Annotated in this window: 23 protein-coding genes; 13 read left to right on the top strand and 10 right to left on the bottom strand. The window is 61.9% G+C overall.

All coding sequences use genetic code 11. The features are described from left to right. The first annotated feature begins 207 nt into the window (after window positions 1-207). From G3256_RS07530 to G3256_RS07520, 3 genes are all read left to right on the top strand, one after another. Entirely contained in the window at window positions 208-873 is a 666-nt protein-coding gene (locus tag G3256_RS07530; RefSeq protein WP_169640230.1) for a hypothetical protein, read from the top strand. Window positions 874-951: 78 nt separating this feature from the next. Next, a complete protein-coding gene (locus G3256_RS07525; protein WP_169640229.1) occupies window positions 952-1,893 on the top strand; it encodes an aldose epimerase family protein in 942 nt (313 codons plus the stop codon). Window positions 1,894-2,169: 276 nt separating this feature from the next. Continuing rightward, window positions 2,170-2,502 carry a TfoX/Sxy family DNA transformation protein gene (locus tag G3256_RS07520; protein ID WP_169640228.1) on the top strand — a complete coding sequence of 111 codons (333 nt, stop codon included), beginning with the start codon at window positions 2,170-2,172 and terminating at the stop codon, window positions 2,500-2,502. 55 nt (window positions 2,503-2,557) lie between these two features. Here G3256_RS07520 and ndk read toward each other — a convergent pair whose 3' ends face one another. Continuing rightward, window positions 2,558-2,980, bottom strand: coding sequence for a nucleoside-diphosphate kinase (gene ndk / locus G3256_RS07515; RefSeq protein WP_169640227.1), 423 nt, complete (start codon window positions 2,978-2,980; stop codon window positions 2,558-2,560). A gap of 307 nt (window positions 2,981-3,287) precedes the next feature. On the opposite strand from ndk, the gene G3256_RS07510 reads away from it, so the two are divergent. From G3256_RS07510 to G3256_RS07500, 3 genes are read left to right on the top strand one after another with little or no spacing between them, the layout of a single operon-like run. After that, the gene (locus G3256_RS07510) at window positions 3,288-5,150 is read left to right on the top strand and encodes an ABC-F family ATP-binding cassette domain-containing protein (protein ID WP_169640226.1); all 1,863 of its coding nucleotides are present in this window, start codon (window positions 3,288-3,290) and stop codon (window positions 5,148-5,150) included. Window positions 5,151-5,205: 55 nt separating this feature from the next. Beyond that, window positions 5,206-5,838 carry a MarC family protein gene (locus G3256_RS07505; protein WP_206040802.1) on the top strand — a complete coding sequence of 211 codons (633 nt, stop codon included), beginning with the start codon at window positions 5,206-5,208 and terminating at the stop codon, window positions 5,836-5,838. Window positions 5,839-5,891: 53 nt separating this feature from the next. Beyond that, window positions 5,892-6,473: a retropepsin-like aspartic protease family protein gene (locus G3256_RS07500; protein ID WP_169640225.1), complete on the top strand. Its 582-nt coding sequence runs from the start codon at window positions 5,892-5,894 to the stop codon at window positions 6,471-6,473. Here G3256_RS07500 and G3256_RS07495 read toward each other — a convergent pair whose 3' ends face one another. After that, the gene (locus tag G3256_RS07495) at window positions 6,474-6,935 is read right to left on the bottom strand and encodes a DNA polymerase III subunit chi (RefSeq protein WP_169640224.1); all 462 of its coding nucleotides are present in this window, start codon (window positions 6,933-6,935) and stop codon (window positions 6,474-6,476) included. It lies immediately after the preceding gene. Between the two features lie 5 nt (window positions 6,936-6,940). After that, a complete protein-coding gene (locus tag G3256_RS07490; protein WP_169640223.1) occupies window positions 6,941-8,413 on the bottom strand; it encodes a leucyl aminopeptidase in 1,473 nt (490 codons plus the stop codon). Window positions 8,414-8,548: 135 nt separating this feature from the next. Between G3256_RS07490 and lptF the strand changes: the two genes are divergently transcribed. Genes lptF through rsmA form a run of 6 tightly spaced genes read left to right on the top strand, consistent with a single transcriptional unit; the run spans window position 8,549 to window position 15,984 of the window. Then, a complete protein-coding gene (gene lptF, locus G3256_RS07485; protein WP_169640222.1) occupies window positions 8,549-9,676 on the top strand; it encodes an LPS export ABC transporter permease LptF in 1,128 nt (375 codons plus the stop codon). Continuing rightward, window positions 9,673-10,770 (top strand): LPS export ABC transporter permease LptG, encoded by a 1,098-nt coding sequence (lptG, locus tag G3256_RS07480; protein WP_169640221.1) that lies wholly within the window; start codon window positions 9,673-9,675, stop codon window positions 10,768-10,770. The genes lptF and lptG overlap by 4 nt, the downstream gene beginning before the upstream one ends. Beyond that, on the top strand, window positions 10,763-12,901 hold the full coding sequence (locus G3256_RS07475) for an LPS-assembly protein LptD (protein ID WP_246227841.1): 2,139 nt from the start codon (window positions 10,763-10,765) through the stop codon (window positions 12,899-12,901). The genes lptG and G3256_RS07475 overlap by 8 nt, the downstream gene beginning before the upstream one ends. Before the next feature lie 5 nt (window positions 12,902-12,906). Further along, window positions 12,907-14,130, top strand: coding sequence for a peptidylprolyl isomerase (locus tag G3256_RS07470; protein WP_169640219.1), 1,224 nt, complete (start codon window positions 12,907-12,909; stop codon window positions 14,128-14,130). Beyond that, window positions 14,127-15,104, top strand: a complete 978-nt coding sequence (pdxA, locus tag G3256_RS07465) for a 4-hydroxythreonine-4-phosphate dehydrogenase PdxA (protein ID WP_169640218.1) — start codon at window positions 14,127-14,129, stop codon at window positions 15,102-15,104. The genes G3256_RS07470 and pdxA overlap by 4 nt, the downstream gene beginning before the upstream one ends. A gap of 37 nt (window positions 15,105-15,141) precedes the next feature. Beyond that, a complete protein-coding gene (gene rsmA / locus G3256_RS07460; protein ID WP_169640217.1) occupies window positions 15,142-15,984 on the top strand; it encodes a 16S rRNA (adenine(1518)-N(6)/adenine(1519)-N(6))-dimethyltransferase RsmA in 843 nt (280 codons plus the stop codon). 63 nt (window positions 15,985-16,047) lie between these two features. Here the strand turns inward: rsmA and G3256_RS07455 are convergent, their stop codons facing one another. From G3256_RS07455 to prfA, 3 genes are all read right to left on the bottom strand, one after another. Then, window positions 16,048-16,620: a DUF4167 domain-containing protein gene (locus G3256_RS07455; RefSeq protein WP_169640216.1), complete on the bottom strand. Its 573-nt coding sequence runs from the start codon at window positions 16,618-16,620 to the stop codon at window positions 16,048-16,050. A gap of 224 nt (window positions 16,621-16,844) precedes the next feature. Then, window positions 16,845-17,660 carry a peptide chain release factor N(5)-glutamine methyltransferase gene (prmC, locus tag G3256_RS07450; RefSeq protein WP_169642367.1) on the bottom strand — a complete coding sequence of 272 codons (816 nt, stop codon included), beginning with the start codon at window positions 17,658-17,660 and terminating at the stop codon, window positions 16,845-16,847. 14 nt (window positions 17,661-17,674) lie between these two features. Beyond that, window positions 17,675-18,730, bottom strand: coding sequence for a peptide chain release factor 1 (prfA, locus tag G3256_RS07445; RefSeq protein ID WP_169640215.1), 1,056 nt, complete (start codon window positions 18,728-18,730; stop codon window positions 17,675-17,677). Between the two features lie 62 nt (window positions 18,731-18,792). On the opposite strand from prfA, the gene G3256_RS07440 reads away from it, so the two are divergent. Then, window positions 18,793-19,080: a hypothetical protein gene (locus G3256_RS07440; protein ID WP_169640214.1), complete on the top strand. Its 288-nt coding sequence runs from the start codon at window positions 18,793-18,795 to the stop codon at window positions 19,078-19,080. Here the strand turns inward: G3256_RS07440 and G3256_RS07435 are convergent. Genes G3256_RS07435 through G3256_RS07420 form a run of 4 tightly spaced genes read right to left on the bottom strand, consistent with a single transcriptional unit; the run spans window position 19,021 to window position 22,566 of the window. Then, window positions 19,021-19,419, bottom strand: coding sequence for a DUF1499 domain-containing protein (locus G3256_RS07435; protein ID WP_343044389.1), 399 nt, complete (start codon window positions 19,417-19,419; stop codon window positions 19,021-19,023). The two genes, G3256_RS07440 and G3256_RS07435, sit on opposite strands and share 60 nt — an antisense overlap. A 58-nt stretch (window positions 19,420-19,477) precedes the next feature. Beyond that, window positions 19,478-20,428, bottom strand: a complete 951-nt coding sequence (gene speB / locus G3256_RS07430) for an agmatinase (protein ID WP_169640212.1) — start codon at window positions 20,426-20,428, stop codon at window positions 19,478-19,480. Next, window positions 20,428-21,396, bottom strand: a complete 969-nt coding sequence (gene speB / locus G3256_RS07425) for an agmatinase (RefSeq protein ID WP_169640211.1) — start codon at window positions 21,394-21,396, stop codon at window positions 20,428-20,430. Before speB (G3256_RS07425) ends, speB (G3256_RS07430) begins: the two co-directional genes overlap by 1 nt. Window positions 21,397-21,399: 3 nt before the next feature. Beyond that, window positions 21,400-22,566: a M20 aminoacylase family protein gene (locus G3256_RS07420; protein ID WP_169640210.1), complete on the bottom strand. Its 1,167-nt coding sequence runs from the start codon at window positions 22,564-22,566 to the stop codon at window positions 21,400-21,402. Window positions 22,567-22,605 lie beyond the last annotated feature (39 nt).

The following is a 22,605-nucleotide window of genomic DNA, read 5'->3' as shown; positions in this document are numbered from 1 at the left end:
TCTGCCGCATGTCAGAGATGTCCCACCAGGCAGACGCCTTGGCAACCCCCAGTTGCAAAAATTTCCCGTATTACGACACAGATGCCACTAAAACAAAGGGTTTTCAGATCATTTCCCAAGCACGCAACACCACCGTACGGTGCGTTTACCGGAAAAGCAGCCGGATGCCGCATTTTGTATGCGTGTGAGTCCGAAAGGTGCGTGACTATGACAGATACATTTGAATTTCCTGCCCCAACCACCGTGGTGTCTGACCGGACACTGACGCTGAACCTCATTCTCAGGGGTGGCCAGGCGATTTCGGTCCGCTCCTGCGAGATCCTCGGTCAGAACTTCAGGAACCGGGTGTCGTTTCAGGGCGTCAACGAACTGAACGATGTGCTCGTGACATCGCTGGCGCGGGCCCTGCGCAAAAGCCTCGCCTCTGTGCCGGACGACGGCCCGCACGTGCTGGCGCTGCCGGAGTTCCTCGTTGAGGTACCCGGGCTGATGCTGTGCGGGGCGCATGTTATGGTCATGAAGGCCTGTAACGGGCTGCGGAATGCCATTGTGCGGTTCCGCGAATTCATGGGATCCGTGAACGAGGCCTTTCATCACGATCTGGGCTTTCAGGGCACGGACCCTTCGCACAGCGAGAGGCTTGCGGCCAGTGTCTTCAGCGACATCTGCCTGCCCATGCTGAACCTGTGCCGCGACATGGAATTTGCGCGGGCAGGCGGCACCGTGCAGGTGCCTGCAGAACTGATCGCCAAGGCGCAGGAATTCGAGTTTCAGGCGGAACTGCTCAAGCGGTTTATCTACAACGCAGGCAGCGGACACTCTGATCCGACCTCCGCCCACCTGGGTGTTCCGGTGCAACGGATGCTGCGCTGAGCGTCGGGGTTTTGCAGGGCTTGGCGCAGAACGACGGGCGTGGCATCAGATGTCACGCCCGTTTTGCCGGAGAGCACCATGATCACACTTCAGTCACGCGATCTGCGGGCCACCATACTGCAGCGCGGTGCGACGCTTACCGGTCTGTGGCACTGCAGCTCCGACCGCGCCCTGGTTCTCGGGTCTCCGGATGCATCCCGCTATGACGGCGATCTCCTTTATGCAGGCGCTATTGTGGGCCCGCTCGCCAACCGTATTTCGGGTGCCTTCGTCACGATCGCGGGACAGAAATGGGCCCTGCCCGCCAATGAAGGCGCAAACTGCCTGCACAACGGCCCGGGCGGTCTGCACAGCCTCAGGTGGGACACAACGGAACAGTCGGAAGTCAGCGTTACCCTGCAGGCAGATCTGCCTCACGGGGCAACGGGCCTGCCGGGCAACCGCCGGATCACGGCTCGGTACAGGCTGACGCCCGATGGTGCGCTGGAACTGATCCTTGAAGCCGTAACGGACAGGCCCACGCTGATGAACCCGGCGCATCATCCCTACTGGACCCTTAGCAGTCATGGCGCAGATGCGCACAGCCTGCAGGTCAATGCCACAGAATTTACAGAAACCGATGCAGAGAACCTGCCGACCGGACAGGTGCTGCCCGTCGCCGGCACCGCGTTCGATTTCACATCTGAGCGCAGAATGCCGGCAGATCGCACGATTGACGTTAACCTGTGCCTTGCCGGTCAAACCGCCGCTGCGCCGCGCCCGGTGGCAAAGCTTACCGGCGATGACGGGATGCGTCTTGAGATCGAAACAACAGCGCCGGGGCTGCAGGTCTATAATGCCAGCGGACTGGCGCGCTCAGACATTGCGATGCACCCGCGGCAGAGGCTGGAGCCTTTCGCGGGGATCGCGCTGGAACCTCAGGGGTGGCCCGATGCGCCCGGGCGTCCGGATTTTCCGTCAGTGGACCTGCACCCGGGTACCCCGTTCCGGCAGCACACAATCTACCGGATTTTTCGCTGATTATCCCGTCGCGTCACACTATGGCCATGCAACGGCCCCGGCACCGGCAGAAAACCCTTTTAGATGGAACGGGTGTAAGGAACGCAGAACCCGAGCAGGATATGCCATGCATGACGAGCAGCAAAAACCACCCGCCCCCCGGCCCCCGGAGAAATCCGAAAAGCCAGAGCCGGAAAAAACGGATAAGCCAGAGCCGCCGATCACGGATTACGCGAGCCTCTGAGCGAGGCCGAATCTCTCCTTGATCCCGCCCATCCGGCGCGCCAGAGTGCAGGCGTGTCTGACCCGGTCTCATCCATCAGAAATCTCGGTCCCGCCTATGAGGCGGCCTGCGCGGATGCCGGTATCATGTCGGCAGATGCCCTGCGACGGATCGGCGCGGATGCCGCTTATGCCCGGCTTTTGCGCGCAGGCACCAAACCTCACTTCATCGGTTACTATGTTCTGGTTATGGCACTGCAGAACCGCCCGTGGAACGACTGCCAGGGCGAAGAAAAGAAGGCCCTGCGCAAAAGGTTCGACGCCATCCGCGCCGAAGCATTCGACGAAAACGCGGACGCCTTTGAGCGGATGATGGACCAGATCGGCGTGCGCCCGCCAGGCGTTTAATGCAAAAAGGGCCGGCGCAGGCCGACCCTCTTAAAACATCAGTTGTCCGGCCGGTTCAGCCGACCAGCTCAGTGCCCGAGAAGAAATAAGCGATTTCTTCTGCTGCCGTTTCGGGTGCATCGGAGCCATGCACGGAATTCTCGCCAACGCTTTCAGCGAATTCTGCGCGGATGGTCCCTGGTGCGGCATCGGAAGGGTTGGTTGCCCCCATCACTTCACGGTTTTTCGAGATTGCATTCTCACCCTCAAGAACCTGCACGACAACCGGCTCGGACGCCATGAATTCGCACAGCTCGTCATAGAACGGGCGTTCTGCGTGCACGGCGTAAAAAGCACCGGCCTGGGCTTTGGTCATGTGAATGCGTTTCTGCGCGATGATGCGCAGGCCGGCGTCCTCAAACTTGGCGTTGATTTTGCCGGTCAGGTTGCGGCGTGTGGCGTCGGGTTTGATGATCGAAAATGTGCGTTCGAGAGCCATTGGAAATCTCCTGGGTGTTCATTTGCGGCGCATCTATCACGCGACCCCGCCCGGTTAAAGCGGATTATTGCGGGGTGAGCAGCCTCTGATTTACGAGGCCTGCCGGGCACGTCTGCACCCGCGCCCTCCGTGCTTATCCGCATATCGGACTTCGCCCGGGCTCGGCCTGCGCCCCCGAACCGCACGGCGTCTGCGGTGAGCGTGCCCTGCCCCCTGCCCTGGTATGGCCGGCCGTGCAAAGCGCTGGCACACGTCCGGGTGCTGTCACACATTGACACTGACGCCCGCCTGCTTCAGTGCAGCGTTCATGTTACGGATCTCGGATATCAGCTATTCTGTCGAAGGCCGCCCTCTCTTTGAGGGCGCCAGCGCGGTCATTCCCGACGGCCACAAAGTGGGCCTTGTCGGTCGCAACGGTGCCGGCAAAACCACCCTTTTTAAGATCATCCGCGGCGAGCTTGGTCTTGACGGCGGCGACATCGCCCTGCCCTCGCGGGCAAAGATCGGCGGCGTGGCGCAGGAGGTGCCCTCCTCGTCGACATCCCTGATCGATACCGTTCTTGAAGCCGATACCGAGCGCGCGAGCCTGCTGGCCGAGGCCGACACGGCCACCGAGCCCACCCGCATTGCCGAGATTCAGACCCGGCTGGCGGATATCGACGCATGGTCGGCCGAGGGACGCGCAGCAAGCATTCTCAAAGGCCTCGGATTTGACGATGCCGAACAGCGCATGCCCTGCTCTGACTTCTCCGGCGGCTGGCGGATGCGCGTGGCGCTGGCCGCCGTGCTCTTTGCCCAGCCCGATCTGCTGCTGCTGGACGAGCCCACGAACTATCTCGATCTCGAAGGCGCGCTCTGGCTTGAGGCCTATCTTGCGAAGTACCCGCATACGGTCATCATCATCAGCCACGACCGCGGTCTGCTGAACCGCGCAGTGGGCGCCATCCTGCATCTCGAAGACCGCAAGCTCACGTTCTATCAGGGCCCCTATGACCAGTTCGCCCGGCAACGTGCGGAACAGCGTGCCGTTCAGGCCGCGATGGCGAAAAAACAGCAGGCCCGGCGCGATCACATGCAGTCTTTTGTCGATCGCTTCAAAGCCAAGGCATCTAAGGCAAAACAGGCCCAGTCCCGCCTGAAAATGATCGAAAAAATGGATATGATCGCCTCGCCCGAGCAGGTGGCCAAGCGCGTCTTTACCTTCCCCGAGCCTGAAGAACTGTCGCCGCCGATCATCTCTATCGAGGGCGGATCCACCGGGTATAACGGCACACCCGTGCTGAACAGGCTCAATCTGCGTATCGACCAGGATGACCGCATCGCGCTTCTGGGCAAAAACGGCCAGGGCAAATCGACCCTGTCAAAGCTGCTGAGCAACCGTCTTGTGCTGATGGACGGCAAGGAAATCCGCGCCGGCAAGCTGCGCGTCGGCTTTTTCGCCCAGCACCAGGTCGAGGAACTGCACGTCAATGAAACGCCGCTGCAGCATATGATTTCGGCCCGTCCGGATGTGCAGCACTCAAAGCTGCGCGCGCAGCTTGCGGGCTTCGGGCTGGGACCGGATCAGGCTGAGACAGAAGTGGGCCGGCTTTCGGGCGGACAGAAAGCACGCCTGTCACTCCTGCTCGCCACGCTGGATGCGCCACACCTGCTTATTCTCGACGAGCCGACCAACCACCTGGACATCGAAAGCCGCGAAGCACTGGTAGAGGCGCTGACACGCTATTCCGGCGCGGTGATTCTCGTGAGCCACGACATGCACCTGTTGAGCATGGTCGCAGACCGGCTCTGGCTGGTCTCAAACGGCACCGTGAAACCCTACGAAGACGATCTTGAGGCCTATCGCCGTATGCTGCTGACCCCGGCGAAACCGGTGAGCAGATCCGCAAAGCCCAAAGCGGTAGCCGAGGCCCGTCGCGCCAGCCGGGACGAAATCCTGGCACTGAAATCAGAGGTGCGCAAATCCGAAACCCGGGTGGAAAAGCTCAACGAAATGCGCGACAGGCTCGCCGGCAAACTGGCCGACCCGGCACTTTACGAAGACGCCAAGGGCGGCGAACTGGAAGTCTGGAACAGGAAATACGCCGAAGTGATGGAAGCACTCGAACGGGCTGAAACGCTCTGGATGACCGCGCTGGAAAAACTCGAAACCGCCGGGCCTGACCGCTGAGACGTCTGCCTGCAATCACATCAGGGTCCGGGGCAGCCCCCGGGCAGGACAGTTAATGATACCTGACACTGCCTTTATGATCACCGCCTTCGTTACCATGTTCGTGGTGATCGATCCCATCGGTCTTGCCCCGCTCTTTGTGGCCATGACCCGGGGCATGCCGGCCAACCTGCGCCGCCGTATCGCCCTGCGCGCGACACTTGTGGGCGTGTTTGTTCTGCTGGCCTTTGCCATCTTCGGTGAGGCACTGCTGAGCTTCATTGGCATCTCTATGCCCGCATTCCGGGTGTCGGGTGGTATCCTGCTTTTTCTGACAGCCCTCGACATGCTCTTTGAGCGCCGCACCAAACGCCGTGAGGACCGCTCGGACGAAGACGATCAGGATGACCCGTCGGTCTTTCCCCTGGCCATCCCGCTCATCGCCGGACCCGGCGCCATTGCCTCGGTCATTCTGCTCATTGGTCAGCGTCCGGGGCTCGAAGGCACTGTCACCGTACTCGGCGCTACCGGTCTCGTGATGATCATCGTCGTAGCCTTTTTCCTGGCCAGCGGGCTCATTGAACGTGCTCTGGGTAAAACCGGCATCACCGTGGTGACCCGCCTGATGGGCATGCTGCTGGCGGCCCTGTCCGTTCAGTTCGTGCTCGACGGGCTCTCGGCCTTCGGCTTTGGTCCCGGCGCGGGCTGACATCGCGCACACGGCTTCCTATATCGGTGCGGTAACAACGCAAAGGATATCCCGTGCAGGGCGATGATATCGGCAGTCTGATCTATCTTGTGCTTCTCGGTCTGATGATCGCAGGCTTTTTCGTGGCGCAGAACCGCATGTCGCTGAACAGAACACTGCAGTCGCTGGCGATCTGGGTGCTGATCTTTTTCGGCGTGGTTGCAGCATACGGGCTCTGGGGAGACATCCGCCAGACGGTCATGCCGCAACAGACCAGCTTTGCTGAGACCGGCCAGATCGTCGTGCCGCGCAGCCCCGACGGCCATTACTATATCCGGGCGGATGTGAACGGGGCATCCACGCTCTTTGTGCTCGACACCGGCGCCACCGATATGGTGCTGACACAGGAAGACGCCCGCCGCGCGGGCCTCGATCCGCAGGCGCTGAACTATATTGGCCGGGCGATGACGGCCAACGGCGAGGTGCGCACCGCACCGGTCTGGCTGGAGAGTGTCACACTGGGTGCCGTCACCGACCGCAACCTGCCCGCCACCGTGAACGCCGGAGAGATGTCGCAGTCACTGCTGGGCATGACCTATCTGCAACGGTGGGGCCGGATCGAGATTGAGGGCGGAGAGCTGACCCTCACACGCTGATCAGGTGCCGGCTTTCTTTTCCCAGCTCCCCGATTCCTCGGACCAGTACTGTGCCGGCACGCCTGCGTCTTTCAGCACTTTCCACTGCGCGCGCGCCACGTCCAGCGCATGCGGGTCATTGCCGTCAAAAAGCACGCAGACACGCTCCAGGTCCGCGACTTCCAAGGGCGTAACCGGTGCCCCGTCGATGCTCATGACACAGCGCGCGCCATTTCCCGCCGGCCCCTCCTGCGTTGTCAGCAGGACCGGCTGCACAGCGTCATGCGCGCCGCCCGCCAGTCCATGGGCCGGAAACCCGTCCGCCGGGCCCTGCCAGAGTTTCATGTCGAGCCATTCCAGCCGCGCCCGGTCAGTGCCGCGCACCGCGACCTTCCACCCTGCCCCCGCCGCCCTGCCCAGCAGCATCGCAAGCGTGTCCTCCATCGGTCGCCGCGTCAGGTGATAGAACATCGCCATACCCACAGCGGTTATTCCGTCTCGAAATGATCCGCCACGAGCCGGTCGAGCGCGCGAACGCCCCAGCCGGTCGCCCCTTTGGGCGCCAGGGGTGTTTCCGATTTCACCGAAGCCACACCGGCAATATCCAGATGGATCCACGGCATACCGTCTTTGACAAAGCGCTGCAGATACTGCGCGGCGGTGATTGAGCCTGCAGGTCGCCCGCCGATGTTTTTCATATCCGCGATCGGGGATTTCAGCATATCGTCGTAAGCCTCGCCCAGCGGCATCCGCCAGGCACCCTCGCCCTCGGCCTCCGCGGCTTTGAGAAAGCGGTTACACAGCGTGTCGTCGTTGGAGAAGACACCGGCGTTTTCATGACCAAGCCCGATGATGATCGCGCCGGTCAGCGTCGCCAGATCGATCATACCGGCCGGCTCAAACCGTTCCTGAGCGTACCACATCACGTCACAGAGCACGAGACGGCCTTCTGCATCGGTATTCAGGATCTCGACGGTATCGCCTTTCATTGATTTCACCACATCGCCAGGGCGGATCGCGGTGCCCGACGGCATGTTTTCCACCAGCCCGACCAGCCCCACGACATTTGCTTTGGCACCGCGCAGTGCCAGCGCACGCATCACACCGGCAACCGTACCGGCACCGCCCATATCCATGGTCATGTCTTCCATACCGGCGGCGGGTTTCAGGCTGATACCACCGGTATCAAAAACCACACCCTTCCCGACGAGCGCCAGCGGGGCTTCGCCCGCGGCACCGCCGTTCCACTGCATCACCACCACTTTTGACGGGCTCGCGGAGCCCTGACCCACCGCAAGCAGAGTGCGCATGCCAAGCTCTTCCAGCTTGTCTTCTTCCAGCACTTCCACCGACAGACCCAGCTTTTCCATATCCGCCAGGCGGCTGGCGAATTCGGTGGTGGTCAGAATATTGGCAGGCTCATTGACGAGGTCGCGGGCGAAAAAGCACCCGTCCGCCAGTGCCAGATGTGGAGCCGCTGTCTCTCTGGCGGCCGCCGAATCACTGCACATCACTTCAATTGTGCCTTTCGCGGCTTCCGCCCCGGTCTTGTGCACGTTGAAATCATAATCCCGCAGCACAGCCCCCGAGACCACATGGGCCACACGCCGCGCCCGCCCGGCAGCCAGCAACAGATCCGCCTTACCGCGCAGACGGCCGAGCACTGCGCCGCCTTTTCGCGCCACGGTGTCGCCGGACCGGCGCGGCAGGCAAAGCACATCGACCGCCTCCGCCTTCATGCCCGCAGGCCAGGCCAGCGTGAACACCTTACCGGGTTTAAGATCCTTTTCGGCGCGCGCCTCAAGCGCGCGGTTCAGCGCGCCCTTGCTCAGCCGGTTGACCCGGCGCCCGGCCGCATCTGTTTTGCCTTCCGTATCCACGATGATGGCGACGCGGCCCTCATGTCCGGCCAGCTTCTCAATATCGGTTTCGGAAAATGTCACGGGGGTCGGCGTGGTCATGGATCGGGCCTCCTGGGATTGCATTCCTCCACCGACCTAGCGCGGCTGACGGCCGAAGGCCAGATAGCAGTTTTACCGCAGCACATTCTGGTCTATTCTGAAAAAAACACAGGCAAAAAACTGAAAGGGGTACGGGTGGTCAGAATCGACAGATATATCCTGTCGCAACTGCTGATCCTGTTTGGTTTTTTTGCGCTCGTTCTGGTGGCCGTGTTCTGGATCAACCGCGCGGTTATCCTGTTTGACCGCCTGATCAGCGACGGCCAGTCGGCGTTTATCTTTCTCGAATTTACCGCTCTGGGGCTGCCGAAGCTGATCACAACCGTGATCCCGATCGCCACCTTCTGTGCCGCCGTTTATGTCACCAACCGACTGAGCAATGAAAGCGAACTGACGGTCATGCAGGCCACAGGCTCCGGCCCGTTCCGCCTCGCGCGGCCGGTGCTGTATTACGGGATCATCGTATTTGCGATGGCGTCAGTGCTGCATCATTTCCTTGTGCCAATGGCCCAGCAGCAGCTCAATCAGCGTGAAGCCGAGATTTCGCAGAATGTCACAGCGCGGCTCCTTACCGAAGGCACCTTTCTCAATCCGACCCGCGGGGTCACGTTTTATACCCGCGCGATCGATGTGGACGGGGTGCTGAGGGATGTTTTTCTGTCAGACCGGCGCGACCCGCAGGAAGGTGTCATATACACAGCCCAGGAAGCCTATCTGATCCGCAGCGACAACCGCACCACGCTCATTATGGTGGACGGGATGGCGCAGCGTCTGACCACTGACGACCGGCGCCTGGCAACGGCCAATTTCCGGGATTTTTCCTTCGATATCACCAGCCTTGTGAGCAATGACGCCCAGGGCCGCCGCAGCGCGAGGACCCTGACGACACCTGAACTGGTAATGCCCTTTGATCTGCTCTCGGAGCAGACCGGTCAGAGCCCCGGCACTCTGGCTGAAGAGTTTCACTCCCGCTTTGCGGAGCCGTTCTTCTGCGTGGTGGCCGCGATGATCGGCTTCAGCACACTGCTGGTCGGGGGCTTTTCGCGCTTTGGCATCTGGCGCGAGGCCTTTATCGCCTTTTTGCTGCTGGTAGCGCTCGACGGGGCACGCAGCACGCTGGTTGATCCGGTGCGCAGTGACCCCGACATGTGGCCGGTGCTCTATGTGCCCTCTCTCGCCGGCGCAGTACTGGCGCTTGCAATGCTCTGGTACGCGGCCCGCCCGCGGTGGATAAGGCGCCGGTTCAGCGGGGTCGCGGCATGATCCTGCACATCTATTTCGCCCGCCGCTTTATCTGGAGTTTCCTGATCATCACTATGATCCTCTACTCCCTCGTGGCCCTCGTGGATCTGGTGGATCAGACCCGGAAATTCGGTGATCTCGGCGTCTCATTCGGGCAGCTTGTCGGGCTGACACTGCTCAACGCACCTGAAACAGTGAACCAGATCCTGCCGCTGATCATGATCCTTGCGACCATCGTTCTTTTTGTGAATTTCGCGCGCACCTCAGAGCTCGTCGCGACCCGTGCGGCCGGACGTTCAGCGCTCAGCGCACTGATGGCACCGGTGGCGGTTGCCATGCTGATCGGCGCCTTTGCGGTCACCATGCTCAACCCGATCGTGGCGGGCACGTCTTCGAGATACAGCCAGCTCACAGAAAGCTACCGGAGCGGCGGGGCCTCTACCCTGTCGATCTCCAGCGAGGGCCTCTGGTTGCGCCAGGGCGGCGAAACCGGCCAGACTGTGATCCGGGCCTGGCGCTCCAATCAGGACGCCTCCGTGCTCTATGATGTTACTTTTCTGGAATATGCACCCGACACCGGCCCGCGCCGGCGCGTTGCCGCGCAAAGTGCCGCCCTCGAGGAAGGCGCCTGGATGCTGACCAATGCCAAGGAGTGGCCGCTGGCACCCGGCGTCAACGCCGAAGCCACAGCCGTCACGCACGAGCGGCTGCGTATCCCCTCGACGCTGACCCTCGAGCGGATCCGTGAAAGCTTCGGACGCCCCGGTTCCATTTCAATCTGGGCGCTGCCGGATTTCATCAGACAGCTTGATCAGGCCGGGTTTTCCTCACGCCAGCACCGCGTCTGGCTGCAGTCTGAACTGGCGCGCCCGCTCTTTCTGATGTCGATGGTTCTGGTGGCGAGCGCCTTTACCATGCGCCACACGCGATTTGGCGGCACCGGGGTGGCTGTGCTTGCCGCCGTTCTTCTGGGGTTCGGCCTCTACTTTATCCGCAGCTTTGCGCAGATCCTCGGCGAGAATGGCCAGATCCCGGTTTATCTGGCGGCATGGGCGCCGCCTGTCGCTTCGGTTATGCTCGCGCTCGGGCTTTTGCTGCATGCGGAGGATGGCTGATATGCTGAGCCGCCTTGCAGCTTTGCTTTTCTTCGTGGCGTTGTCCTGCCCGGCAGCCGCACAGCAGACCGCGACAGATAAACCACCCACGGTTCTGATCGCCGATGAGCTGCTCATCCGCGAAGACCGGGTGCTCGTCGCCCGTGGCAATGTCGAAGCCTTTCAGGGCACAACCCGCATCACCGCAAGCGAAATCCGCTATGACCAAAGCGCGGGGTCGCTCGAGATCAGGGGCCCGATTGCAATCACGGACGGCGGACGCACGACGATCCTCGCGTCGGCGGCCAGTCTGGACGAGAACCTGCGCACCGGTCTGCTGAGCAGCGCGCGCCTGGTGATGAACCAGCAGCTGCAGCTGGCCGCCGTGCGGATGCAGCGGGTGACACCACGCTATGACCAGCTTTACAAAACCACCGTAACCTCATGCAGGATCTGCGAAGACGGCAAGCCACCACTCTGGCAGATCCGCGCAAAACGGGTGATCCACGACCGCGAAGAGCGCCAGATCTATTTCGACCAGGCCCAGTTCCGCATCAGAAATATCCCCGTGGCCTATTTTCCGCGTCTGCGCCTGCCCGATCCGACCGTCGAGCGTACGACCGGTTTTCTTATTCCCTCGCTGCGCACCACCAGCGAACTCGCGACAGGGATCAAGATCCCCTATTTTATCGCAATTGACCCGCATCGTGACATCACCGTGACGCCCTATGTCTCTGCGCGCACGCGCACGCTGGAACTGCGGTACCGTCAGGCTTTCGTGAACGGCCGGATCGATTTTGAAACGGCCGTCAGCCGGGATGACGAACGCCCGGGAGAAACCCGTGGGTATCTCTTTGGCCTTGGTAATTTCGAACTGCGGGATGATTTCCGGCTGACCTTTGATCTGGAACTGACCTCGGATGACGCCTATCTTGAAAACTACGGCTACTCGGGCAAAGACCGTCTCGACAGCGCGCTGACCATCAGCCGGGCGCGGCGGGACGAGTTCATTTCGGCCGGCCTGATCAACTACAAATCCCTGCGCGACGGCGACGTGAATGCCGAACTGCCGACCGTCGTCGCCGATCTCTATTATGAAACCCGTTACTTCCCGCAGGGTTTCGGCGGGGAGCTGCGCTTTACCGCAAACGCGCACAGCCATTTCCGCTATTCCGATGAGGATATTATCGGCCGCGACGTCTCGCGGGTGAATGTCGATACCGACTGGCTGCGCGGCTGGACCCTGCCCGGAGGGCTGCGCGCGGACGCAACTGTCGGGCTTTCTGCGGATCTCTTCAACATTACCCAGGACAGCACGACACCGCAGAACCAGACACAGCTGAGCCCGCGTACGGCACTGGCTCTGCGTTATCCCCTGGCAAAGACATCTCAGGACGGTGTGTCGCATCTGCTCGAACCGGTGGCACAGATCGGCTGGACCGGCGGTGACCGCCTCGATATCCCCAATGAAGAGAGCACGCGGGTCGAATTTGACGGCGGCAACCTTCTGTCACTGTCCCGGTTTCCCAGGGCAGACCGCCGCGAACGGGGCACCGTCGGGGCCTGGGGTATCAACTGGTCGCGCTACAATCCGCAGGGCTGGGACAGTTCAATGACACTGGGGCAGGTCGTGCGGGCCAAAGCGGATGACAGCTTTACGGTGTCATCAGGCCTGACCGGCACGAGTTCCGATCTGTTGCTGGCCGGACAGTTCAAGACGCCTGGCGGTTGGGATATTACGGCGCGCACACTCTTTAACGATGCCTTCGATTTCACCAAAGCTGAATTCCGCGGCGAATACAGCACAGGCCGCGGCCGGATCGGGGGAACCTACATCTGGCTCGATGAGGACGAAGAGATCGGGTCTGTCGGGAACGTGTCAGAAATACTGCTGGATGGATTTTACCGGGTGGACCGTCACTGGACGACGCGGGCCAACTGGCGCTACGATTTCTCGGCCAACGGAGCGGTGACGGCTGGTGCCGGCGTGAGCTACAACAACGAATGCGTGTCGGTTGACTTCTCTGTGGACCGGCGCTTTACCACCTCGACAAGTCTTGAGCCATCGACCACTCTGGGGTTAAACATCGGCCTTAACGGCTTCTCGGCCCGCAAGGGGACGGAGACATACACAAGAACATGCAAAAGCTAGGCAATATGAGCAGACTGAAAAGATTTGGCACCGCTGCGGCGTTTGCCGTGCTGGCGGCGGGCGCAGCCATGCCCGCGGCCGCACAGAACCTCTTTGCACCGGCCGTTCTGGTGAACGATGACGTCGTCACGGGATACGAGATCGAACAGCGGCTGCGGTTTCTGACCCTGCTGAATGCCCCGGGCGCCACGCGGGACGCGGTGATTGAGACGCTGATCGACGAGCGCCTGCGCGAACAGGCAGTGGATGCCGCCGGCCTCGAGATCACGCCCGAAGGGCTGGCCGCAGGCATGTCGGAATTCGCAGCACGGGCCAATCTCGAAGGCGAAGAAATGGTGTCCCGGCTGGAAGAAGCCGGCGTCGCGCGTGAAAGCTTTGAGGATTTCATCAGCATCGGCGTGACATGGCGCGACCTGATCGCGGCGCGCTTTGGCCGCCGCCTTGAGATCAGCGAAGACGAGATTGACCGCGCGCTGGGATCGACCACTGACGCAGGCGGCATCCGCGTTCTGGTCTCCGAGATCATTATTCCCGCCCCGCCGGAACAGCGCGAAGAGGTCAACGCTGTGGCCGACCAGATCGCGGCCAGCACTTCCACCGAAGAATTTTCCGAATACGCCCGCCGTTATTCCGCCACCGCGACGCGCGATCAGGGCGGACGTCTGCCCTGGCAGCAGCTGAGCAATCTGCCGCCCGTGCTGCGCCCGCTGCTGCTGGCACTGGCACCAGGCGAGGTCACCGCGCCGATCGCCATTCAGGATGCGGTCGCCCTCTTTCAGCTGCGTGACATCGAAGAGACCGGCGATCCGGTCGAAGAATACGCAGCGATAGAATATGCCGCCTATTACCTGCCCGGCGGTCGCAGCCAGGCGGGGCTGAATGCCGCGCGCAAGCTGCGCGCCCGGGTCGATATCTGCGATGACCTATACGGCGTGGCGAAAGGAAAACCTGAGGAAATTCTCGAACGTCAGAGCCTGCCACCCGGCGAAATCCCGCAGGATATCGCGATTGAGCTGAGCAAGCTGGATCCGGGCGAGGTTTCGACCACACTGACCCGCTCAGGCGGCCAGACGCTGGTCTTTCTGATGCTTTGCGGACGGACATCGGTGATTAACGAGGAAGTGGCCCGCGAGGATGCAGCGGCAGCGCTGCGCGAGCGCACGATCAACACCTATGCACAGAGCCTGCTTGCGCAGCTGCGTGCGGATGCCCGTATCGTCTTTCCATGACCCTGCCGGATAAACCGGTTGTCATAAGCTGCGGCGAGCCGGCCGGTATCGGGCCGGAAGTTGCGGCCGGAGCCTGGGCGATGCTGCGCGATGACATACCTATGGCCTGGGTCGGCGACCCGCGCCATCTGCCCGCCGGCACACCCTTTGAAGAGATCGCAACCCTCTCTGAGGCAGCAATGGTTTGCCCCCGCGCCCTGCCGGTGCTGGCGCAGAGCTTTGCCCACCCCGCCACGCCCGGCTCACCCGACGCTGCCAACGCTCAGGGTGTGATCGACGCGATAGAACGCTGTGTCGGGCTGGTGCAGTCCGGTGAGGCCTCCGCCCTCTGCACCGCACCTATCAACAAAAAGGCCCTGATTGAGGGGGCCGGCTTCGCCTATCCGGGACATACAGAATACCTCGGTGCTCTGGCCGGTGGCAGTGGCCGGGCGGTAATGATGCTGGCCTCTGAGGCACTGCGCGTCGTGCCCGTGACCATTCACATCGCCCTGAAAGACGTCCCCGCCACCCTGACACCGGAGCTGCTGCGCAGCACCATCGACATTACCCACACCGATCTGCAGAAACGGTTCGGCATCGCAAAACCCCGTATCGCCATTGCGGGCCTGAACCCGCATGCTGGTGAAGGCGGAACCATGGGCCGCGAGGAGACTGACTGGATCGCGGCACTGGTTGATGAGCTTGCCGCCGGTGGTATAAACATCGCCGGGCCAATGCCCGCCGATACGATGTTTCACGCCGCCGCACGTGCGGGATATGACGTTGCTATTTGCATGTATCACGACCAGGCGCTGATCCCGATCAAGACCCTGGATTTTGACCGGGGCGTGAACGTGACCCTTGGACTGCCCTTCATCCGAACCTCGCCTGATCACGGCACGGCTTTCGACATCGCCGGCAGAGGCATCGCCAGCCCGGTCAGCATGTCTGAGGCGATCAAACTGGCCCACCGCATGGCAGGCTCATCATGAAACCCGCGACAGCGACCGGTTTCGCGGGAGGTGCCTTATGAGCGCCATCGACACCCTGCCCCCGCTGCGCGAGGTTATCCGGACACATGATCTTCAGGCCCGCAAATCCATGGGCCAGAACTTCCTCCTTGATCTGAACCTGACGGCAAAAATCGCCCGTCAGGCGGGTGATCTGAGCACCTGTGATGTGCTTGAAGTCGGTCCGGGCCCCGGCGGTCTGACCCGTGGTCTGCTGGCCGAAGGGGCGCGACACGTGCTGGCGATCGAGAAAGACGCGCGCTGCCTCCCGCCGCTTGCTGAGATCGCGGACGCATACCCCGGGCGGCTGACCGTGATCGAAGGTGACGCGCTGAAAACCGACCCGCTGGCATCGCTCAGACCACCTGTGCGCGTCGCGGCGAACCTGCCATATAACGTCGGCACCGAACTGCTGGTGCGCTGGCTGACACCGCCCGACTGGCCGCCGTTCTGGGAGAGCCTGACACTGATGTTTCAGCGCGAAGTCGCCGAACGGATCGTGGCGCAGCCCGGTGGCAAGGCATGGGGCCGGCTCGCAATCCTGGCACAGTGGCGTGCGGATGCGCGGATCGTGATGCAACTGCCGCCCGAGGCCTTTACCCCGCCGCCCAAAGTCTCCAGCAGCGTGGTGCATCTGCAGGCGCTGCCAGAGCCGCGATATCCGGCGAATGCAGCCGTACTGTCACGCGTGGTCGCCGCCGCTTTCAACCAGCGCCGGAAAATGCTGCGCGCCGCGCTGAAAGGCACAGCCCCTGATATCGAAGACCGGCTGATCGCGGCCGGAATTAAACCCACCGACCGCGCCGAACAGATCCCGCTGGAGGGTTTTTGTGCGCTGGCCCGCGCCATAGAATCTCCCTGAACGCAAAAGCCCCGCCGGAGGGCAGGGCTTTACGCGATCTTACTCAATCTGAGTTTCTGCCGGTTATTCAGCGGCCTCGGGTGCATCACCACCGCCACTGCTTTGGCCCTCACCACCCTCATTGCGGGGCTTGGGCTTGCGTCGCGGTGCGCGTTTCGGGCGCGGCTTTGGCTGGCTCTCAGGCGTCTCGACAAGATTGCTGTCCTGATCACCGCCGGCGGGCGCAGGCGCATCCTGATGCTGGTTGTTCGCGGGCTGGTGATGCTGCTGCTCAGCCGGCTGGCTGGCTTCACGTTCCTGACGCTCTGCGCGCTCACGATCCCGTTCGGCCTGACGCTCGCGGTTCTGGCGTTCCTGCTCCTCGCGGCGTGCGTCAATCTCGCGCTGCGCCTCGCTCAGCAGGCGGGTGTAATGCTCTGCATGCTGCTGAAAGTTTTCGGCGGCAACCCGGTCATTGCTCAGCTGCGCGTCACGGGCCAGCTGATTGTATTTTTCGATGATCTGCTGCGGTGTGCCGCGGACCTTTCCTTCAGGGCCGGAACTGTCGAACACACGGTTCACGACGTTGCCGCCCTGGTTATTATTCGACCGGTTACGGTTGCTCTTGGAGCGCGACCGGGATCTCGATGATTTCATGAAGCTGTCTCAGCCTTCGTGCTGTTGATCGTTGTGCCGGTGGCGCTGCGCGCCGGGATAGATCCGGTTATTCGATATGTTGGGCATACTGCCGGGCGGGACCACACAGAGGAGCATATCCACCGCCGCAACTCCTTTGAATAAGCATGGCACGCGCCCTGCCGCAAGGGGTATTCCGGAAATTTGGCATATTTCGGCCGGTTTTCGGGTAATAACGCGATATTTTATCCGGGTTTTGATGCCCTTACGACACGGTCGCGCCCGTCCAGATCCGGCAGAATCGCCACCTCCGCCCAGCCCTCGTCGCGGAAAAAACCGGCCACAGCAGCACCCTGCGTCCAGCCGGTTTCGACCAGCACGCGGCCCTGCGCACTCAGATACTGCTGCGCCTGTGCTGCAATAATGCGGTACACGCTCAGACCGTCCTGCTCGTCTGTCAGCGCCATGCGCGGCTCATGCTCCCGCAGTTCCGGCTGCACAGCGGCCATTTCCGCGGCTGCCAGATAGGGCGGGTTGGACACGATCAGGTCAAACCGCCCCTCCACATTTTCAAACCAGTCGGAGCGGAAGATGTCAGCCCGGTCAGCCACCCCGTGCTGTACCGCATTCTGACTGGCCTGCAGACAAGCGGCCTCGCTCAGATCAACACCTGTGCCGGTGGCCGCATCGCGCTCGGCAAGCAGGGTCACGAGGATGCAGCCCGACCCGGTGCCCAGATCCAGAACCCGGGCGAAAGGCTCTGCAAGGGCCACCTCGATCAGGGTTTCGGTTTCAGGCCGCGGGTCCAGCACATCCCGGCTGATCTCAAAGCGGCGGCCATAAAACTCCCGCGCCCCGATCAGCTGCGAGACCGGCACCCGGACTGCCCGGAGGGCGATCAGCTGATCATAGCGTTCCGCGATCTCAGGCGCGATATCCTCGGGCGCGATCAGCGTCACCCGGGCCGCATCAACCTTTGCGGCATGGGCCAGCAGAATGCGTGCATCACGCGCAGGGTCCGGCACGCCGGCCGCACGCAGCCGCGCCATAGCGGCCAGCATGGCTTCGGCGGCAGTCACTGTCCCATCTCCGCGAGCATCCGCGCCTGAGCATCCGCGGTGAGCGCATCAATAATCTCATCGAGATCGCCCTGCATCACTGCATCAAGCCGGTAGAGCGTGAGGTTGATACGGTGATCGGTCATCCGCCCCTGAGGGAAATTATAGGTTCTGATCCGCTCGGACCGGTCACCCGAGCCCACCTGGGCGGCCCGGTCCGCGGACCGTTCACTGTCCGCCCGACTGCGTTCCAGATCATAAAGCCGTGCTTTCAGCACCTGCATCGCCCTGTCACGGTTGCGGTGTTGCGACTTTTCCGAACTGGTCACCACAATACCCGTCGGCAGATGGGTGATGCGCACGGCGGAATCAGTGGTGTTCACATGCTGCCCCCCCGCGCCCGAAGACCGCATGGTATCGATCCGCAGATCACCGGGTTCGATGCGGATGTCCACGTCTTCCGCCTCAGGCAGCACCGCAACAGTGGCCGCAGAAGTGTGAATACGCCCGCCGCTTTCAGTGCTCGGCACCCGCTGCACCCTGTGCACTCCGCTTTCATATTTCAGCCGCGCAAAAACCCCCTCACCACGGATATGCGCCACCATCTCCTTTACACCGCCAAGCTCGGTTTCCTGCAGTTCAATCACCTCAAAGGCCCAGCCACGGGTCTCGGCATACCGCTGATACATGCGCATCAGATCACCGGCGAAAAGTGCCGCCTCATCGCCTCCGGTGCCCGGCCGGATCTCCAGCATCGCCGGCTTCGCATCTGCCGCATCACGCGGCAGCAACGCGCGCTGCAGGGCATCCTCAGCCGCCGGCAGGGCCGCTTTCAACCGCTGCAGTTCCTCCTCCGCCAGACCCGCCATATCAGGATCCGACAGCATCTCGCGCGCCTCATCCATATCACGGCAGAGCTGGTCCCATGCGACGATCTGCGCCACCACCGGGCGCAGCTCTGAATACTCACGTGCAAGCTGCGCAATATCAGCGCCCTGAGCGCCATCCGCCATCGCCGCCTCCAGATACTGGAAGCGCGCGGTCAGCTGTTCAAGGCGGTCTCTTGGGATCATGTCCCTGCAATCCGATATTGAAAGCCATTGGTCAAGCCGGCAGAACATGGTAAAATGCTGGTATGAAACGACTGTTGCTCGCCCTTGCCTGCTCTGCCCTTCCCGCCGCAGCCGATGTTACATCGCCCGGCGGCAAAACCGTGGAATGCTACTGCACCGACCGCTCCGGCGACCGGGTCGAACTGGGCGAAACCATCTGCCTGCAGGTCGACGGGCGCATGTTCATGGCCCAGTGCCAGATGTCGCTCAATGTGCCGATGTGGCGCGAAGTCCAGCAGGGCTGCCTGTCGTCAGGTCTCCGAGAAAACCGGGATCTTCTCCAGTCGGTCCCGGTTGACGCCCAGATCTGACGCTCCGAACCGCAGCCGGGCCCAGGCCCGGATCTGTTCGTCACGCACCTCGATCGTCGTATAATCCGGAAAGCCGAAAACCTTTGAGCGCGTAACATATGTCACCCGCCCCTCCTGCACAGACCCGGCCAGGACAACGGTCCGATCCAGCTCGCGCATATACCGATCCGCGCGCGCGAGCGCATCCGGTCCGGCCTCCGCCACACGGACAGCTCCGCCTGAAAAATCGGTATTCTGGTTAAAACGAACCGGCTGGTGCCAGCGCGCGGTGTCATGCGGCGCCAGACGCACCCAGGCAATGCCTGCCAGCACCAGTAAAACAATACCCCCGAGTATCATTCGCATCCCCCGGCCCTTCTCTGGCTTTTAAATATCCCCCGCGGAGCGTCCCGCAGCTTCACCGGTATGCAACGCCGGGCAGAACGCACAGCAGCTCAAACAGAATATTCGCCCCTGTCAGTGCAGTATTGCCAGAGGTGTCATAAGGGGGCGACACCTCCACCAGATCACAGCCCACGATGTTGAGCCCCTTCAGCGCCGCAATCAGCTCCATCGCCTGCGGCGTCGTCAATCCGCCGATCTCCGGCGTGCCGGTGCCCGGCGCGTAAGCCGGATCCAGGCTGTCGATATCATAGCTTACATAAACCGGCATCTCCGTGCCGATATCGCGCCGGATCTCAGCACCCAGTGAAGACAGGCTGCGGTGCCATAGATCACGCGCGGGAAACTGCTGAAATCCCCAGCCCTGCGCCTCTTTGAAATCATCCGCCGTATAGCCCGATCCGCGCAGACCCACCTGATAGGTTTTCGCAGGATCAATCAGCCCCTCTTCATACGCGCGCCGGAACACCGTGCCGTGCGTTTCGCGCTCCCCGAACATGTCCTCGTTCACATCCGCATGAGCGTCCACATGCACCAGTGCCATAGGACCGTGACGTTTGTGCATGGTCCGCAGGATCGGCAGCGTGATGGAATGATCCCCTCCGATCGCCATGGGCATAACGTCATAATCCATGATCGCGTCATAGCTCTCCTGAATGATCCGCAGACTGTCAGAAAGCGAAAACGTGTTGATCGCCAGATCGCCGATATCCGCGACCTGCAGACTGTCGAAGGGCGCCGCCCCGGTGCCCATGTTGTAAGGCCGGATCATCGCACTCTCAGAACGCACCTGTTTCGGACCAAAGCGCGTACCCGACCGCCACGACGTCCCGATATCCATCGGAATGCCCAGCACCGCCACGTCGAGGCCTTTAAGATCATTGACCATCGGCAGACGCATAAAACTGCCCGGACCGGAAAACCGTGCAAGGTCATTGCCGCTGATCGGCTGGTTCTTCTCAGCCATCAGGCGCCGCCCCGCATCTTCCAGCCCAGCAGACACAGGATCTCTGTTGCCACATGGGCCCCCGCAATCGCCGTGGCGCCCGTGGTGTCAAAGGGGGGGGAGACCTCAACGATATCTCCGCCGACGATATTGATGCCCGCCAGATCGCGCAGCATGATCGCCGCCTGCGCCGAGGTCAGCCCGCCCCAGACCGGCGTGCCGGTGCCGGGCGCATAAGCCGGATCAAGCGCATCGATATCAAACGTCAGATAGACGGGCCGGTCGCCCAGCACCTCTTTGATGCGCGCGACGGTGGCCACAGGCCCCTGCTCATGGACCTCCCTTGCATCAATAACCGTCACCCCAAGCGTATCCTCATTGGTGGTGCGGATGCCGACCTGTACCGAGGTCGCAGGATCGACAATGCCCGATTTCACCGCCTTATAGAACATCGTGCCGTGATCCACCCGGTCCATGTCGTCATCAGGCCAGGTATCCGTATGCGCATCGAACTGCAGCAGGCTGACGGGTCCGTATTTTTCGGCGTAGGCCTTCAGAACGGGAAAGGTGATGTAATGATCGCCGCCCAGTGTCACGACCGGCACGTCGTGTTTCAGAATGCCCCTGATATGCTCGGTCAGCAGCCCCGGAAACGACGGCACATCGGCATAATCAAACGCCAGATCGCCGTAGTCCGCGATGGCGAACTCCCGCATCACGTCAAAGCCCCAGCCGTAAGGCGCATCGGGCGCCTGCAGTGCTGAAGCCTCGCGGATCGCACGCGGCCCCAGGCGCGTGCCCGTGCGGTTGGTTACCGCCTGGTCAAACGGTACGCCCGTGACAGCGATATCCACGCCCGTCAAGTCCTTGGTGTATCTGCGCCGCAGAAAGGATGTGGCCCCGGCAAAGGTCAGCTCAAAGCTGTTGCCCTTCATGTCCTCACGCGTAAAGGCATGATCAATCTCGGTTTTCGCGTCTTCAAGTGCCATGGATCAGCTGCTCACCACTGGTTGTGCACGCTCAACAAGGCGCGCGAAAAACGACGCCCCGATCGGTGCGATATCATCGTTGAAATTGTACTTCGGGTGGTGCACGCCCGCGCCGTCACCCTGGCCCAGCATCAGATAGGCGCCCGGGCGCTTTTCCAGCATATAGGAGAAATCCTCAGCCCCCATCACCGGGTCGGTTTCATGCACGCCTGCCTCACCGGCCACTTCGCCGGCGACCTCCCTGGCAAAGACCGTCTTTTCCGCGTCATTTACCGTGGGTGGATAGCCAAACTCAAACTTCAGTTCCGCTTCAAGCCCGAAAGTCGCCGCCTGCCCTGCCACGATCTCTTCCATGCGCCGCACGACCATCGCCTGAACCTCTTTGTCAAAGGTCCGCACGGTGCCGTTGATATAGCATGTCTCGGGGATCACGTTATCCGTGGTGCCGGTATGGATCTGCGTCGTTGAAATCACCAGCTGGTCCAGTGGGTTGCGGTTCCGGCTCACGATTGTCTGCAGCGCCTGCACCATGGAACAGGCCGCCACGACCGGGTCGATGGAATCGTGCGGGCGCGCGGCATGCCCGCCCCTGCCGGTGAGATGAATGTGGAAGGTATCCGCCGCCGCCATGATCGGACCCGGCCGCGTGTTGAAGCTGCCAAAATCTTTACCGGGCGAGTTATGGATCGCGTAGACCTGAGAGATGTCGAATGTGTCCATGATCCCTTCCTGCACCATGACCTCGCCACCCCCGCCAAACTCTTCGGCGGGTTGAAAAATCAGCGCCACCCGACCGGAGAAATTGCGCGTCTCTGCGAGGTATTTCGCTGCCCCCAGCAGCATCGCCGTATGCCCGTCATGGCCGCAGGCATGCATACGACCCTCGTGCTTTGAAGCGTACTCAAGCCCCGTCTCCTCGGTCATCGGCAGCGCATCCATATCCGCGCGCAACCCGATTGTGGGCCCCTGCCCCCGACCGTTGATAATCGCCACTATTCCGGTTCTGGCGATACCTTCATGCATCTCATCAACCCCGAATTCCCGCAGCCGTTCCGCCACGAAAGCCGCCGTCTGATGGCATTCCAGACCCAGCTCGGGAATGGTGTGCAGATGCCGCCGCCAGGCGGTCATATCATCGCTCATATCAGCAATGCGGTTCACAACGGGCATGGGGTGGACTCCTGGCAGAATTATTTGTCAGGTGCATCA

The organism is Roseobacter ponti (assembly GCF_012932215.1).
Classification (GTDB): Bacteria; Pseudomonadota; Alphaproteobacteria; order Rhodobacterales; family Rhodobacteraceae; genus Roseobacter; species Roseobacter ponti.
Note: the sequence above shows the minus strand (reverse complement) of the source record. Positions and strands in the feature narration are given on the sequence as shown.

Excerpts from the sequence above, each read along its gene's own strand:
- G3256_RS07530 (WP_169640230.1), top strand. The coding sequence starts at position 208 with ATGACAGATACATTTGAATTTCCTGCCCCAACCACCGTGGTGTCTGAC.
- G3256_RS07525 (WP_169640229.1), top strand. The coding sequence starts at position 952 with ATGATCACACTTCAGTCACGCGATCTGCGGGCCACCATACTGCAGCGC.
- ndk (WP_169640227.1), bottom strand. The coding sequence starts at position 2,980 with ATGGCTCTCGAACGCACATTTTCGATCATCAAACCCGACGCCACACGC.
- G3256_RS07510 (WP_169640226.1), top strand. The coding sequence starts at position 3,288 with ATGTTACGGATCTCGGATATCAGCTATTCTGTCGAAGGCCGCCCTCTC.
- G3256_RS07505 (WP_206040802.1), top strand. The coding sequence starts at position 5,206 with ATGATACCTGACACTGCCTTTATGATCACCGCCTTCGTTACCATGTTC.
- G3256_RS07490 (WP_169640223.1), bottom strand. The coding sequence starts at position 8,413 with ATGACCACGCCGACCCCCGTGACATTTTCCGAAACCGATATTGAGAAG.
- lptG (WP_169640221.1), top strand. The coding sequence starts at position 9,673 with ATGATCCTGCACATCTATTTCGCCCGCCGCTTTATCTGGAGTTTCCTG.
- G3256_RS07475 (WP_246227841.1), top strand. The coding sequence starts at position 10,763 with ATGGCTGATATGCTGAGCCGCCTTGCAGCTTTGCTTTTCTTCGTGGCG.
- G3256_RS07470 (WP_169640219.1), top strand. The coding sequence starts at position 12,907 with ATGAGCAGACTGAAAAGATTTGGCACCGCTGCGGCGTTTGCCGTGCTG.
- pdxA (WP_169640218.1), top strand. The coding sequence starts at position 14,127 with ATGACCCTGCCGGATAAACCGGTTGTCATAAGCTGCGGCGAGCCGGCC.
- rsmA (WP_169640217.1), top strand. The coding sequence starts at position 15,142 with ATGAGCGCCATCGACACCCTGCCCCCGCTGCGCGAGGTTATCCGGACA.
- G3256_RS07455 (WP_169640216.1), bottom strand. The coding sequence starts at position 16,620 with ATGAAATCATCGAGATCCCGGTCGCGCTCCAAGAGCAACCGTAACCGG.
- prmC (WP_169642367.1), bottom strand. The coding sequence starts at position 17,660 with ATGCTGGCCGCTATGGCGCGGCTGCGTGCGGCCGGCGTGCCGGACCCT.
- prfA (WP_169640215.1), bottom strand. The coding sequence starts at position 18,730 with ATGATCCCAAGAGACCGCCTTGAACAGCTGACCGCGCGCTTCCAGTAT.
- G3256_RS07440 (WP_169640214.1), top strand. The coding sequence starts at position 18,793 with ATGAAACGACTGTTGCTCGCCCTTGCCTGCTCTGCCCTTCCCGCCGCA.
- G3256_RS07435 (WP_343044389.1), bottom strand. The coding sequence starts at position 19,419 with ATGATACTCGGGGGTATTGTTTTACTGGTGCTGGCAGGCATTGCCTGG.
- speB (WP_169640212.1), bottom strand. The coding sequence starts at position 20,428 with ATGGCTGAGAAGAACCAGCCGATCAGCGGCAATGACCTTGCACGGTTT.
- speB (WP_169640211.1), bottom strand. The coding sequence starts at position 21,396 with ATGGCACTTGAAGACGCGAAAACCGAGATTGATCATGCCTTTACGCGT.
- G3256_RS07420 (WP_169640210.1), bottom strand. The coding sequence starts at position 22,566 with ATGCCCGTTGTGAACCGCATTGCTGATATGAGCGATGATATGACCGCC.